Origin of the sequence: Sphingobacterium sp. UBA1498, assembly GCF_002325125.1 — a bacterium.
GTDB lineage: Bacteria > Bacteroidota > Bacteroidia > Sphingobacteriales > Sphingobacteriaceae > Sphingobacterium.
In genome coordinates this window covers 204817-219802 of the sequence record NZ_DCRG01000003.1, presented here as the reverse complement: position 1 = coordinate 219802, position 14986 = coordinate 204817, and the positions used below count along the sequence as shown (strand labels likewise).

The window sequence follows — 14986 nt, the reverse complement described above, 5'->3', positions numbered from 1 at the left end:
TAGTATAAAAAAGCGGTTTCTGCCGCTTTTTTATACTAATTTTTTCAATTCTTGATAAAGCTTTGCCGTTGGTAATCCGACGACATTATTATATTCTCCCTCTATTTTTTCTATGGCAATTAAGCCGATCCATTCCTGTATTCCATAAGAACCAGCTTTATCTAACGGAGCAAATTTAGTAACATAATATTCGATTTCATCCCGATTTAATTCATAAAAATAGACTGTTGTCTTTTCGACAAAAGTGCTAATCTTGCCTTTCCACAAGATCGCTACTGCAGTCAATACCAAATGCTTCTTACCAGATAAATTTGTTAAAGTTGTTATAGCTTCCTGCGCATCTTTTGGTTTACCCAAAATTTCGCCCTTATCAGAAACTACAACCGTATCGGCACAGATAATCAAACAATCTACTGTATCCCTAAATGCTTCGGCTTTACAAATAGCGATTTGACGAACAGCCTCTATAGCAGAAAGATTTGGATCAACCGATTCCGCTGTCTCCCTTACCTCAACTTCGAATGTCAGACCAAGCCCTGCCAATAACTGTTTTCTCCGTGGGGATTGAGACCCTAATATCACTGTACTATTTTTTATATTTTCCAACATTCTTATATACTTTTTATCGTTTCGTCCTCATACCAATTGCCCTGCACTTTCATTACTTTTTCGATCATTTCACGCACAACCCCCTTACCGCCGCCAAAACCAGACACATAATGTGAAATTTCCTTAATTTCTTCCACACCATCCGCTGGAGAAACAGCTACACCAACTGCTTTCATGCAGCTGAAATCAGGTACATCGTCACCGATGTACATCAACTGATTTAATTCCAACTTGTAAGCATAAGCAAGTTCTTTCATTTTTGAAAGCTTATCACTCACTTTTGAATGTACTTCACTAACACCCAATCCTTTCATACGCATTTCAACACCGATCGATCCACCCCCGGTAATTATAAAAATCGGATAACCTTTTTTGATTGCCAACTGCATTGCGTATCCATCTTTGATATTAAAGGTGCGCAATTGATGTCCGTCTTCATTTACCTGCACGGTTCCGTCAGTCAACACACCGTCCACATCCAATACAAAAGCCTTTATCGATTTAAATTCGGTCAATATCATAAAAATATATTTTTGTAAATGTAAGGCATTTCTAATAAATAATTCGAGTAATGACATTAATCCAATGACCAACCCTGTCAAATAATTATTCAGATTAGTCAAAATATCATTTGTGTGTCACAACATAGTTGTATTAGCAACTTATTAGAAAAAATATTTGGAAGCTACTGCATATTTACTGTATCTTTGTTGAAGATAATTAAAGGTTATCTCACTATGAAACACTAATAGCAAGCAATCAAAGACGTTATTCACGTTTTATTTGCAAAAGATAAAAAAACAATCATTTTAGTTTTCATAGTAAAAAAAACGGCAACTAATTTAGTTTAGCGGCCTTTAAAGAGTCTTTTCATAATTTAGGTTTATAATTGGTTAGTAACGAACCCTGGTGCCCATCATCAGGGTTTTGTTTTTACCTACTTTCTTTCCTGTTCAGATTGACCAAATTATTTGTTTAGTCCACAGCTTTTGAAACTGATCCATTGGCATCCTAGTCCAAACTTTTTTATACGATGCTATACTTGCCCGAATAATGAGCTACACATCAGGAATAGAAAAAGACTGTCGTGTCGATATAAATGTATTTGGGATGCCCCTTGACTTTTCTATAGCGCTGTTTCTATTGTAGCTTTTGATTAATAGCAAGTTTTTTTGTTATTTTACATATATCTTTTTCCCCAGGTACAATCAAAAAACATTACCTACAGAAAAGTAAAACGATAAACTCATTCTCACATGAATCGAAAAAACTATAGAAAGCAAATTACCCTAGGAGTGATCATTTCTTTTTTGCTTATCTTCCTTTCAGCCCTATATTTTTTCATATCGCTGCATCATAATTTAAATAACGAGCGAACTATCGTTCAAATCGCCGAAAATAGATTTAATACTATTAATGAAATTAAATCAAATGTAGACGAAGTAAATGATGTCAAACTTGATTACCTGAATAAGAAAGATGCTTCGCTATTTATTCCCTACAAATTGGAATTAAGAAAAACCGATGAACTACTCCGCTCATTAAGCCTTAAAGATGATTTCTATCATTTCCCATTGAACAAAATTGAAAGCTTGCGCAAAGAAATTTCAGCATTTTATAACTTTGAAAAAGATATCGCAGATACAAGAGAAATTCAATTCAGATCCAATCACATTCACGAACAAAAAGCCTCCATATTAGGTCAGATCGATCTAATGTCAAAAGACTTATTGGATCAGCGGGGAAATCTTTTAGAAAAATCTAGAAACGATCTGCAAATAGCCCAATACATTACCTACCTGTTCATTGCTATAGGCTTAAGTGGATTCTTCTATATTCTTTCCAAGATTTCTTCTATCTCAAGATTTCTAAGGGCCACCGTGAAAAGTCAGCAGGAGTCTAACAGCCGTCTCCAACTATTGCAGGAACAAACAAACAATGATAACTGGATTTTGAATGCAATCAGTAGCATCGATGAACAGTTACGTGGAGATTATACAGACAAGAAAATTGCTGAAATAAGCCTACAGGCGATTGCCTCGTCGACTAGAGCACTGGGAGGAACAGTTTATATCTTCGACGACAATTATCAGGAATATCAGCTTTGCCACAAAATCGGCATTTCCGCAACACAATATATCAAACAAACATTTAAGGAAAATGACGGTATATTAGGCGAGGTCGCAAACAATCATGAGGTTGTTAAAATTAAAGATATTAACAACAAGCACCTTTTATTAGAAACCTCATTGGCAGATCGGGTAGAAACTGAGATTTATATTATTCCTTTTTCTTATGAAAAACATTGTGTCGGTATCATGGAGATATGCTGCCCAGTTGTCAACAAGAAAGACGAAAAACTGCGATTTAACTTTTTAAATAAAGCGAAAGATAACATTGCCGTTATCATTAAAGTGGCCCAAACGCATGGGAAGCTTGCCGATCTTTATGAGGAACTTCAACAACAAACCGAAGAACTGGAGACTCAACAGGAAGAGTTGAGAACAACGAATGAAGAGCTAATACATAAAACGCATCTATTAGAAGCCTCTGAAGAAGAACTTAGAGTGCAGCAAGAAGAACTTATCCAAACAAATAATGAGTTGGATGAGAAAGCAAAACTACTCTTTGCTCAAAACGAAGATCTGGAAAAAGCCCGTCAGGCGATAGCCCAAAAAATAGAGGAAGTAGAGCTATCTAGCAAGTATAAATCTGAATTTATGGCCAATATGAGCCATGAATTACGGACACCCCTTAATAGTATTCTGATTCTAGCCAAATTGCTTCAGGATAATAAAAAGAAAAATCTCACAGAAGATCAAATTAAATATGCTTCTGTCATTCATAGTGCCGGCTCAGATCTATTACATTTAATCAATGAATTGTTGGATTTGGCAAAAATAGAATCCGGCAAAGTTGAGGTACAAAAAGAGCGGATCAACACCAACTTTCTCGTAAATTATATTAAAGATTTTTTCAACGATACCGCAGCATCCAAAAGTATCCGCTTCCTACTTGATGTCGATATGAATGCTCCACAGGAATTTGTTGGTGATGAACATCGTATACAACAAGTCCTTAAGAATTTATTATCGAATGCATTTAAGTTTACGGGTGAAAGAGGAGAAGTTTTTTTTGGAATAAAAGCTGACGCGCAAAATCTTATTTTTACGGTCAAAGATAACGGTATTGGAATCGCCCCTGAAAAACAAGAGCTTATCTTCGATGCTTTTAAGCAGGAAGATGGTTCAACAAGCCGTAAATATGGCGGCACTGGTTTAGGTTTATCGATCTGTCGGGAAATCGCCAATTTATTGAAAGGAAAAATAACCTTATCCAGCAAAATCGGCGAAGGTAGCATCTTCATCTTTAGTATTCCACTAGAACAGGAAATACAAACCCCATTATTAAAAGTAGCATCTATCGATAATGAAAATAATTATCCGCCGCTAATTCTAAATGAAACTCCGATTGCTGCAAAAATTCAGGGGATAGAAAACGATGGAAAAAACAATAAATTGCTGATTATTGAGGACGACTTTATTTTTGCAGATATTTTAAAAGACTATGCCGAACAAAATGGTTATGATGTCTACATCAGCTATGATGGAAAAGATGGCTTACAAAAAGCTAAAAATTTACTACCTGCCGCGGTGATACTAGATATTATGTTGCCCAAAATGGATGGTTGGGAAGTACTTCGAAACCTGAAAAAAAATGACAACACCAAGGATATCCCAGTACACATGATGTCGGCAGGAACATTTTTACATGATGAACCTATTTCCGCAGGAGCCATCGGCTTTATGTCCAAACCAGTGTCAGAAGAATCTCTGGCCGAAACTTTCTTAAAAATAAAGACATCGACAAGTCATCCACTGAAAAAAATTCTGTTGGTAGAAGATCAAGAAATCCAAAGCGATTTTATCAAACAATCTTTGGAAGAACAGCATATTCAGATCTTTCAGGCCTTCAATGCGGGACAAGCACTCGATTTATTGAATCAGGAGAAATCATTTGATTGTATCATTATGGACTTAAATCTCCCAGACAGATCGGGGATTGAACTCCTGAACGAAATCAAATCGAACAATCAATTTAAGAATTTACCGATTATCATCAATACGGCAATGGAACTCAGTACCGAGCAGACTTCTGAAATACTCCATCATAGCCAAGCCATGGTTCTCAAATCCGCTAAGTCAAACAACCGTCTAATTGATGAAGTAAATTTATTCTTAAATAAAATTCGTAGCAACAAACACGAATACACGATGTTCAACAACTCGGGGAACTCTGTAATTGCTGAGAACAATTTAGCTTCCAAAACAGTACTACTAGCAGATGACGATATGCGGAATATTTTTGCCCTCAGCACGGCGTTTGAAAGTTATGATATGAAGATTGAGATTGCCAATAATGGTCAGGAGGCATTGGATATTCTCGAACGAAATGACCAGATTGATCTTGTTTTAATGGATATTATGATGCCTGTTATGGATGGTTATGAGGCTATTGGGAAAATAAGGGCAAACAAAAAATTTGCGAATCTTCCTATTATTGCTGTGACGGCAAAAGCAATGAAAGGTGATCGCGAAAAAACGATCGCTGTTGGCGCAAACGATTATATTAGTAAACCGGTTGACGTAGACAAATTAATATCCTTAATGCGTGTATGGCTGAGTTAACCGTTAAAAAAGTGGCAATGATAAGTTTTGAAGAGTTAGAAGAAATTATTGATGTAGTCAAAAATCTCCACGGTTATGATGTATCTGGCTATACCAGAGCATCTCTCAAAAGACGTGTAACGAGAATTATGGAACTCAATAAATTCAATCTACAGGAATTGAAATCCAACTTGATCAATCAACCCGGATTCAGCACCTATTTTCTTCAGGAAATCACCGTAAATGTCACAGAAATGTTTAGGGATCCAGATTTTTATAAAGCTGTCAAAACGGAGGTGCTCCCCTATCTTGCAACTTATCCCCATATTAAAATTTGGAGCGCTGGTTGTTCTACGGGCGAAGAAGTATATTCGCTAGCCATATTGTTGGAAGAAACAAATCTTTACCAACGTGCATTCATTTATGGCACTGATATTAACGGCAAAGTGCTAGAAAAAGCAAAACGCGGTATTTATTCTCTTGGAAAAGTCAAAGAATACTCGGAAAACTTTATCAAAACAGAACCCAAAAACTCATTGTCGGATTACTATACAGCGATGTACAATGCCGCAACAATTAATAATAGCCTCAAAAGAAATATCCTTTTCTCTATACATAGTTTAGTATCCGATGGCGTTTTTAACGAATTTCAGATGATTACCTGTCGTAATGTATTGATTTATTTTGATACTGCTTTGCAAAATAAAGTCTTGGATTTATTCTATTATTCACTCTGTCACCTGGGTTTTCTCTGTTTGGGGGCGAAGGAATCTCTGATCAATTATAAAGATGCTGCCAAATTTAAGATCGTAAACAAAAAACATAATATTTACCAAAAAATTGGGTAATAGAAAATGGAAAGAAAAATTCTTTTGTTAGCGGGCTCTGCAGGTGGCTTTAGTGTGATTCTGAACATTCTTAAATCATTGGAACACCCCATACGCATACCCGTTATTGTCATTGTACATAGAAACCCTAAATACGCTTCTACCATCGAAGAAACACTCTCCAAAGCTCTCGTTCAAAAAATAAAGACCGCTGATGATAAAGAAGCAATAGAAAATGGCACTATTTACTTTGCACCTGCTGGTTATCACCTATTAGTTGAACCAGATTATAGTTTTTCTTTGGATATCTCTGAACCTGTTCAATACTCAAGACCTTCAATTGATGTAACTTTTGAGTCTGTAGCCGAAGTATATAGAGAAAACTGTATTGCTATATTATTCTCAGGAGCGAATCAAGATGGCGCGCAAGGTTTACTCATGATAAAACGATATGGAGGAAAAACTGTTGTACAAGATCCTACAACTGCTGAAGTTCCCGTTATGCCCGAAGCAGCTATTCAACTTGGAGCACAAGAACGTATTTTGACCATTCAAGAAATTAAAGATTACATCAAGCAGTTGACATAAATTGTAGTTAGATTTGCTATAATGAAGAAGATAAATATATTGATTGTCGATGATAAAATTGAAAACATTATCAGTCTAACAGCCCTGTTGGAGGATATAGAAAATATAAACATAGTGACGAGTACAGATCCCAATGATGCTTTAAAGATCTGTTGGAAAGAACAGATTGATTTAGCGCTCGTCGATGTCCAGATGCCGGAAATCAATGGTTTTGAATTCGTTTCCTTTCTAAAGAATAATCCGAAAACTAACCATATTATCACAATTATGGTAACGGCAATTTCTAAAGAAGATAAATACCTCATACAGGGGCTCAATAGCGGAGCTGTAGATTATCTGTATAAACCACTTAATCCAGAAGCCACTATAGCAAAAGTAAAATCTTTCGTTCAGCAACTACTGATTCAGCAAGAAATTAAAGAAAAAAACATTGCCTTAGAGGAATCTAAGCAAGCTATTCTTAAAGCTAAAGAGGAGGCCGACCTTGCCAGAAAATCCAAGGAAACATTTCTAGCAAATATGAGCCATGAGATTCGTACTCCTATTAATGGTATTATGGGGATTACACAGATGCTAAAAAACTCCCAGCTTACCCTAGAACAAGAAAATTGGATCAATAAACTGGACTCTGCATCGCAAAATTTGCTGAATATCATCAACGACATACTGGACCTTTCCAAGGTTGACTCAGGAATGATGAAGCTTAATATGGAATCCACATCAGTCCATGATATCACAGATGACCTAAACAATCTCTTTATTGATAAAGCCAACTACAAGGGACTGAATTTTTCAATTGATGTCGACGATCGCATCACAAGTTATTTTCTGACAGATCCATTGCGATTGAAACAAATATTGACCAATTTTATTTCCAACAGTTTCAAATTCACCGCCGAAGGCGCTGTCCTCTTAAAAATTCAGCTCTTATCGGAAGACAACCACAATATTTGTTTACGGTTTCAGGTCATCGATACAGGAATTGGCATTGCAGAAGATGCCCTTGAAAAAATATTTATTGCTTTTGAACAGGGCGAGGATAGCATTACCAAAAAATTTGGAGGTACAGGATTAGGTCTCGCCATCGTAAAGCGGATTGCAGCACTGCTCAACGGTAAAGTCTTTGCCTCGAGTGAATACGGAAAGGGCAGCGTGTTTTCATTTGAATGTAATTTTGACAAAATCAAAGATAAGCCTGTAGAGAAAGAAACCCAAGTACTCTACACAGAATTACCGAAGTTCAATTTCCCAATGGTTCTAATTGCAGAAGACAACGAATTGAACAGTTTCATGTTGGCGAATATCCTCAAAAGCTGGAATTGCAATATTACTTTGGCAACCAATGGTCTTATTGCCCTAGAAGAGATTAATAAGAAAAAAATCGACCTGGTATTTATGGATGCACATATGCCATTGATGAGCGGTTTTGAAGCAATTAAGGAAATACGTCGAAACACAAATCCGGTGATAGCCAATATGCCCATCATTTCGATTTCGGCGTCTGTGCTACAAGCCGAACAACAGGAAGCTCTTGATGCTGGAGCAAATGAAGTTGTTGGAAAACCATTCGACCCGATCAAGCTATATAAAACAATTGATACTTTATTGTCAAAATTGAAATGATAGTTTCAATTTATCAATGAATTGATTACTTTTAGAACATAAAAAATATGTATTGATGTTGGTTGTCATGAACATATATCCAGAAAGGGATCAAAGTTTATAATAACTTCATCACTAAACCGCTGAAGGCAGTGGAAATGCCTATAATAAATAGAAGATAAACAAACAATCATTCAAATGAAAAAACTTTTTATGATACCAGCAGTTGCAGTTGCTTTATCAATTGCCTCTTGCGGTGGAAACAGTGACAAGTCTGAAAAATCTACGAGTACAGAAGCGGCAACCTCGACAGAAAGCCAAGCAACAGAAACAGTACCTGGTATTGAAAACGTAGCTATTTCCAACAACCTATCTTTAGAAGGTAACGATCAAATGAAATTTGACAAGGATTTATTCCGTGTAAAGGCTGGCGAACCTGTTGAATTATCTTTTAAAAATGCAGGTACAATGCCTAAAGAGTCTATGGGGCACAATGTAGTTATCTTAAAACCAGGAGTTGATCTGCCCACTTTTGGTGCTGAAGCTGCTGCAGCTGCTGCAGACGAATATATCCCAAAATCGGCTTTATCTTCAATTGCAGCCCACACCAAATTGTTGGGACCTGGAGAAACTGATAAAATCACGTTTACACTTGAAAAAGGTGTTTATACCTTTATCTGTAGCTTCCCTGGTCACTACGGTGTCATGCAAGGAAAAATTGTTGCAGAATAATCAGTAAATAAAAAAGGTATTCAAAACATGAATACCTTTTACTTATCCTCCCTCCCAAGCGTCTATCATTTCCGTTATGGTGTGTAATTTCTCGCTATTTATCAAATAAATGTAAAGTAAGGCGCTTTAGTCACAAATCGTAAGTTTTGATTTCCTATCCCATTAATAATCATTAAATTTGTGGTACAAAAAAATAAAACGTAATCAATGCAATACGACGTAATTGTAATCGGAAGTGGTCCAGGTGGATATGTAGGAGCTATCCGTTGTGCCCAATTAGGATTAAAAACAGCTGTTATCGAAAAATATAGCACATTTGGTGGTACTTGTCTTAACGTTGGATGTATTCCTTCTAAAGCACTTTTAGATGCTTCGGAGCATTACCACAATGCTGCGCACAATTTTGATACATTCGGCATCAGTTTGAAAGACCTGAAAGTAGATATGGCAAAGATGATTGCTCGTAAAGACGATGTCATTGCACAAAATACTGCCGGTATTACCTTCCTATTCAAAAAGAATAAAATTGACAATTTTCAGGGTGTGGGTTCATTTGTGGACAAAAACACGATCAAAATAACAAAAGCAGATGGTTCTACAGAACAGATCACTGGTAAAAATGTAATTATTGCGACCGGATCGAAACCAACTTCATTGCCCTTTTTGCCGGTTGATAAAAAGAGAATCATTACCTCTACAGAAGCGCTTAACCTAAAAGAGATACCTAAACACCTTATTGTCATCGGTGGTGGTGTGATTGGTTTGGAATTGGGTTCAGTTTACGCCCGTTTAGGTTCAAAAGTTTCTGTTGTTGAATTTGCAAAATCCATTATCGGCACAATGGATGCTGGCTTAGGGAAAGAACTACAGCGTGTTTTGAAAAAATCATTGGGAATGGAGTTCTATCTGGGGCATAAAGTAACAGGCGCTTCCGCTAATGGCGATGTCGTAAATGTAACTGCAGAGGATCCGAAGGGACAACAAATTACTTTAGAGGGCGACTATTGCATCGTAGCAGTTGGTCGTACCGCATATTCAGAAGGATTAGGATTAGAAAATATCGGCATTACTGTAGAAGAAAGAGGTAAAAAAATACCCGTCAATGCACACCTTGAAACAGCCGTACAAGGCGTCTTCGCTATCGGAGATGTAATCACTGGAGCGATGTTAGCCCATAAAGCTGAAGACGAAGGTGTATATGTCGCAGAATATATCGCAGGTCAAAAACCACATATTGATTATAATTTGATTCCAGGCGTCGTTTATACGTGGCCAGAAGTTGCATCTGTTGGAAAAACTGAAGAGCAACTTAAAGAAGCTGGTGTTAAGTACAAAGCAGGATCATTCTCTTTCAAAGCCTCTGGCCGTGCAAAAGCGTCTGGCGATACTGATGGTTTCGTAAAAGTACTCGCTGATGCCACTACTGATGAAGTATTAGGCATACATATGATTGGTCCACGTGCCGCAGATATAATTGCTGAGGCTACGGTAGCCATGGAATACCGCGCATCTGCAGAAGATATCGCACGTATTTGCCATGCACACCCAACCTATACAGAAGCACTCAAAGAAGCTGCGCTAGCAGCTACAGCAAATCGAGCAATACACGCTTAGGCGTCAATGTAAAATACTCAAGGGGAAAAGGAAACTTTTCCCCTTTGCCTTAAATATCTATACACAATGAATTTTTATACAAGAAAATGGGTCAAACCCGAAGACCTAAATCCTAACGGAACATTATTTGGAGGAACATTGCTGCGATGGATAGATGAAGAAGCGGTAATCTATGCTATCGTTCAACTTGGGAACCCAAAAGTAGTTACAAAGTTTATTTCAGAAATAAACTTTGTAAGCTCAGCAAAACAAGGTGATATTCTAGAACTCGGCATTGAAGCCATCAATTTTGGAACAACATCCTTAACTATGCGCTGTGAAGTCCGCAATAAAATATCCAAAAAGACAATTCTATCGATCGAAAAACTGGTATTTGTAAATTTGGATGAGGATGGCAATCCCGCACCTCATGGCAGGAACAGCATCACTTATGCTTACATGGGTATTGAGAAAACAGGAAGAGATGATTAAACATCTCCCTGTTGTTCTTAAAATCTGTGTTTCTTTTCAATAATCGTGCGAACTACTGTTCGTCTTACAGATAGGCTTTTCTTCATTTCTATTTTCGATCTCACTCGCTAAGAAAATTCAGGCATCAATACACTGTATCACAAGACTAAGACTTTTGTCTTTTTCCTTCAATTTCCTTTTTTAGATCCAATTCTACCCAAAAGCCAAAAATAGGAATCAAAGAAGCCAAGAAATATTTAATAGCCTTTAAGATAGGCCACTTGTATTCTACGGTAGACATAATTAGCATAACGACAAAAATAACGACAAAAAAGCCATGAATGGAGCCTGCTATTTTCACTGCTTCGGGTATTCCCGCGAAATATTTCAGAGGCATAGCAATAAAAAACAAGCAAATTGTGGAAATAGCTTCCCACAGTGCAATCTGTCTAAATATTCTTAACATAATGATAAACTGTCTATTGTGAATTCCAAAAATAAGACTCTAAATAAGGATTAACTATTATTTTTACCCCTTTGACTAAGATGTGACATTCACCTACAAACAACGACAGTGTTTTATCAGAAACCGCCAATTTTACAATAAATTGTTCAGTTTCATCAGAAAAAATGCGTACTTTTGAATGAATATAGGCTTCACATATTTTGGTATTTGAAGCTATAACACTCAACTACAGAATATTTATTTATATGAATTACGACATCATTGTAATCGGTAGTGGTCCAGGCGGGTATGTTGCTGCCATTAGAGCCGCTCAGTTAGGGTTCAAAACAGCGATTATTGAACGCGAATCATTAGGCGGAATCTGTCTAAACTGGGGCTGTATCCCTACAAAAGCATTATTGAAAAGTGCTCAGGTATTTGAATATTTAAACCATGCCGCTGATTACGGCATCAATGTTCAAGGTGGTGAGGCCGATTTTGAAGCTATCGTCAAAAGAAGTCGCGGAGTTGCTGAAGGAATGAGTAAAGGTATACAGTTTTTGATGAAAAAGAATAAAATCGACGTTATCAATGGTACTGCAAAAATTAAAAAAGGTGGTAAAATCGATGTTAAAGGAGCAGACGGTTCTACTAAAGAATATTCGGCAAAACATACGATCCTTGCGACTGGTGCACGCTCGCGTGAATTGCCTAATTTACCTCAAGATGGTAAAAAGATAATTGGTTACCGTCAGGCAATGACACTACCTAAACAACCAAAATCTTTGGTTGTTGTAGGGTCTGGTGCTATCGGTGTCGAATTTGCTTATTTCTATAATGCAATTGGAACGAAAGTGACTATCGTCGAATTTATGGATAGAATAGTTCCTGTTGAAGATGAAGAAATTTCAAAACAATTAGAGAAAAGTTTGAAGAAACAAGGCATCTCTGTTTTAACAAAGTCAGAAGTTCAATCTGTTGATACATCAGGTGAGTTGAGCAAAGTTTCAATCAAAACCGAAAAAGGTATAGAAGTGATCGAAGCAGAGATTGTATTATCTGCTGTTGGTATTGCTCCAAATATCGAAAATATAGGATTGGAAGAAGTTGGTGTAAAAACTGAGCGTGGACGTGTTGTAGTAGATGATTTCTACAAAACAAACATCGAAGGCGTGTATGCTATCGGAGATATCGTTAAAGGTCAAGCCTTGGCTCACGTTGCGTCAGCAGAAGGGATCACTTGTGTTGAAAAAATCAAAGGTCTACATGTTGAACCGATCGATTACAACAACATCCCCGGCTGTACATATTGTTCACCAGAAATTGCATCTGTAGGTTATACCGAAAAAGCTGCTAAAGAAGCTGGTTATGAAATAAAAGTTGGTAAGTTCCCTTTCTCCGCTTCTGGAAAAGCTTCAGCTGCTGGTGCAAAAGATGGGTTTGTAAAAGTTATCTTTGACGCTAAATACGGTGAATTCCTAGGTGCACACCTCATTGGAGCCAATGTGACAGAGATGATTGCGGAAGTTGTTGTTGCCCGTAAATTGGAAACAACAGGTCACGAAATGATTAAAACTATCCATCCTCATCCTACCATGAGTGAAGCAATTATGGAAGCTTGTGCTGATGCCTACGGAGAAGTAATCCACTTATAGCATTCGGAAAATAAAATTTAANNTTAAATTTTATTTTCCGAATGAATAAAGAAGCTACATAACCAGTCTTGACTTAAAGACGATCTGTTGGTCTGGCGCTTCAGGATTATCTATTCGATCGAATAGAATTTCTGCTGCTTTGCGCGCTTGCATTCCCGGAAACTGTTCAATACGTCCCATTGGTGGATTTTCCATATATTGCCATAAAGGATAGTTCGCATAGCTGATGAAAAAGATATCCTGATTCAATACAAGACCTTTCTGCCGTGCTGCTTTCATCAAGTCAAGCGTTACAAAATCATTAAAAGAAATTATCGCTGAGGGTCGCGCAGACATCGCAAATATACTATCCATAGCGCTTTCATTTCCTTCCGTACTCAAATCCGTTTCGATGATATTCTTATCAAGAATATCCATACCATTTCTCTTCATAGCAGATAGATAGGCAACTTTTCTGTCTTCACTAGCTGGCAATGTTTTCGGTCCATTTACAAGAGCAATAATTTTGTGACCACAGGCCACGAAAGCATCAACGGCTTCGTTCATACCAGTAGAAAGGTCACTTTGTACTTTATTGATATGAGGCAAACTTGGTACACAGTCAAAAAAGACAACCGGGATATCCGAAGCACCCAATTTTTCGATAAACTCCAAATTAGTAGTCTTTTTACCGATAGACATTAAAATTCCATCGACACGATGGTTTTTAAATGTTTTTAAGATCTGCTCTTCACGATCGGGATCATCCAATGATTGTCCCATTAGAACAGTGTATCGGTGCTCAGATGCAACATTTTCAATTTCACTGATAGCAAAGGAAAAAAACGGTTCAGACAGACTCGGCAAGATAACAGCAATGGTAAATGTTTTGCGCTGTTTGAAGAATATGGCTGTTTGATTGGGTTCGTAATTCAATTCTTCGGCCATTTTTTTTACCCGCATTGTTGTTACCAATCCAATACTCGGATGATCATTCAATGCTCTAGAAACTGTTGAAGGACTGATTTTCAGCTTCTTGGCAATTTCTTTAATCGTGGCAGGCTTGTTCACTTTGTTCATAAATCCAAGGGCTTTATATAAAAATAGGGCTTTTATATCCCTAATCATAATTTTTTCCAACAATATTGACTACGATTCTAATGACAATATCGTCTTGGTAGATTAAACAAATATACTTACTGTAAACTTAGTCTACAAATTGAATTGCGCTTGGTTCAACAGTAAACTCATTCGCAAGGAAGTCCAAAGGCACGATCCCCCTAAAAATAAGTTCATCCAAAAAGTAAACTTTTACCTCATCCTCATATTCGCCCCAGTCCACAAATTTCACTTTATTAAGCTGTTCAAGAGGATTTCCTTTTGTTAAGATACAAATATGCTTACCTTCAGCTTTTAACGCTTTAAATAGCATATTAATGTGATCAAACAACTGTAATCTCAGTGGCAAAATAGCATTCACATGAAGTCGCTCAAAATTCTCCTTATATTTTTGGTCCAATCCGAAGGCTTGTTGCGCATGTTCAAACAATAAATCTTCTCCTTGACGCTCGAGGTGATCTTTCATAAATTGAATCAAATCTGCTTGAGCTGGAACCGTCTCAGTAAATTCTATAAAATTAGCGAAAAGGTAATAGACCTGTAGTAGGTAATCTTTTTTAGAAAAAATAACATCATCTAATTCAAAAACATAAACCTTTTTTTCTTCTGGAAACGTCATCTATGAATAAAGCTTAAAATTATGGACAGTGCCTACATCGATAAAACAAAAACAATAGCGCTGGCAGTAAAAATAAGAGG

Annotated in this window: 13 protein-coding genes; 8 read left to right on the top strand and 5 right to left on the bottom strand. The window is 37.0% G+C overall.

Annotated features, from left to right (window positions below; all coding sequences use genetic code 11):
• Window positions 1-30: 30 nt before the first annotated feature.
• Entirely contained in the window at window positions 31-609 is a 579-nt protein-coding gene (locus B3139_RS02495) for a Maf family protein (protein ID WP_293879596.1), read from the bottom strand.
• 2 nt (window positions 610-611) lie between these two features.
• Window positions 612-1130: a KdsC family phosphatase gene (locus tag B3139_RS02490; RefSeq protein ID WP_209578601.1), complete on the bottom strand. Its 519-nt coding sequence runs from the start codon at window positions 1128-1130 to the stop codon at window positions 612-614.
• 735 nt (window positions 1131-1865) lie between these two features.
• On the opposite strand from B3139_RS02490, the gene B3139_RS02485 reads away from it, so the two are divergent.
• From B3139_RS02485 to B3139_RS02455, 7 genes are all read left to right on the top strand, one after another.
• Window positions 1866-5297, top strand: a complete 3432-nt coding sequence (locus B3139_RS02485; protein ID WP_293879595.1) for a response regulator — start codon at window positions 1866-1868, stop codon at window positions 5295-5297.
• Complete coding sequence (locus B3139_RS02480) at window positions 5285-6124, top strand: CheR family methyltransferase (protein WP_293879594.1); 840 nt, start codon at window positions 5285-5287, stop codon at window positions 6122-6124. Before B3139_RS02485 ends, B3139_RS02480 begins: the two co-directional genes overlap by 13 nt.
• A 6-nt stretch (window positions 6125-6130) precedes the next feature.
• Entirely contained in the window at window positions 6131-6691 is a 561-nt protein-coding gene (locus B3139_RS02475) for a chemotaxis protein CheB (protein WP_209578603.1), read from the top strand.
• Window positions 6692-6712: 21 nt separating this feature from the next.
• A complete protein-coding gene (locus B3139_RS02470) occupies window positions 6713-8314 on the top strand; it encodes a response regulator (RefSeq protein WP_293879593.1) in 1602 nt (533 codons plus the stop codon).
• A gap of 177 nt (window positions 8315-8491) precedes the next feature.
• Window positions 8492-9025 carry a plastocyanin/azurin family copper-binding protein gene (locus tag B3139_RS02465; RefSeq protein ID WP_209578605.1) on the top strand — a complete coding sequence of 178 codons (534 nt, stop codon included), beginning with the start codon at window positions 8492-8494 and terminating at the stop codon, window positions 9023-9025.
• Between the two features lie 207 nt (window positions 9026-9232).
• On the top strand, window positions 9233-10639 hold the full coding sequence (lpdA, locus tag B3139_RS02460) for a dihydrolipoyl dehydrogenase (RefSeq protein WP_293879592.1): 1407 nt from the start codon (window positions 9233-9235) through the stop codon (window positions 10637-10639).
• A 66-nt stretch (window positions 10640-10705) separates the two neighbouring features.
• On the top strand, window positions 10706-11110 hold the full coding sequence (locus B3139_RS02455) for an acyl-CoA thioesterase (RefSeq protein WP_209578607.1): 405 nt from the start codon (window positions 10706-10708) through the stop codon (window positions 11108-11110).
• 145 nt (window positions 11111-11255) lie between these two features.
• Here the strand turns inward: B3139_RS02455 and B3139_RS02450 are convergent, their stop codons facing one another.
• Window positions 11256-11555, bottom strand: a complete 300-nt coding sequence (locus B3139_RS02450) for a DUF3817 domain-containing protein (protein ID WP_293879591.1) — start codon at window positions 11553-11555, stop codon at window positions 11256-11258.
• A 245-nt stretch (window positions 11556-11800) separates the two neighbouring features.
• Here B3139_RS02450 and lpdA (B3139_RS02445) point away from each other — a divergent pair, with 245 nt between their 5' ends.
• Window positions 11801-13189: a dihydrolipoyl dehydrogenase gene (gene lpdA, locus B3139_RS02445; protein ID WP_209578609.1), complete on the top strand. Its 1389-nt coding sequence runs from the start codon at window positions 11801-11803 to the stop codon at window positions 13187-13189.
• Window positions 13190-13243: 54 nt separating this feature from the next.
• Here lpdA (B3139_RS02445) and B3139_RS02440 read toward each other — a convergent pair whose 3' ends face one another.
• Window positions 13244-14248, bottom strand: a complete 1005-nt coding sequence (locus tag B3139_RS02440) for a LacI family DNA-binding transcriptional regulator (RefSeq protein WP_293879590.1) — start codon at window positions 14246-14248, stop codon at window positions 13244-13246.
• A 127-nt stretch (window positions 14249-14375) separates the two neighbouring features.
• Entirely contained in the window at window positions 14376-14906 is a 531-nt protein-coding gene (locus B3139_RS02435) for an HAD hydrolase-like protein (RefSeq protein ID WP_293879589.1), read from the bottom strand.
• Window positions 14907-14986 lie beyond the last annotated feature (80 nt).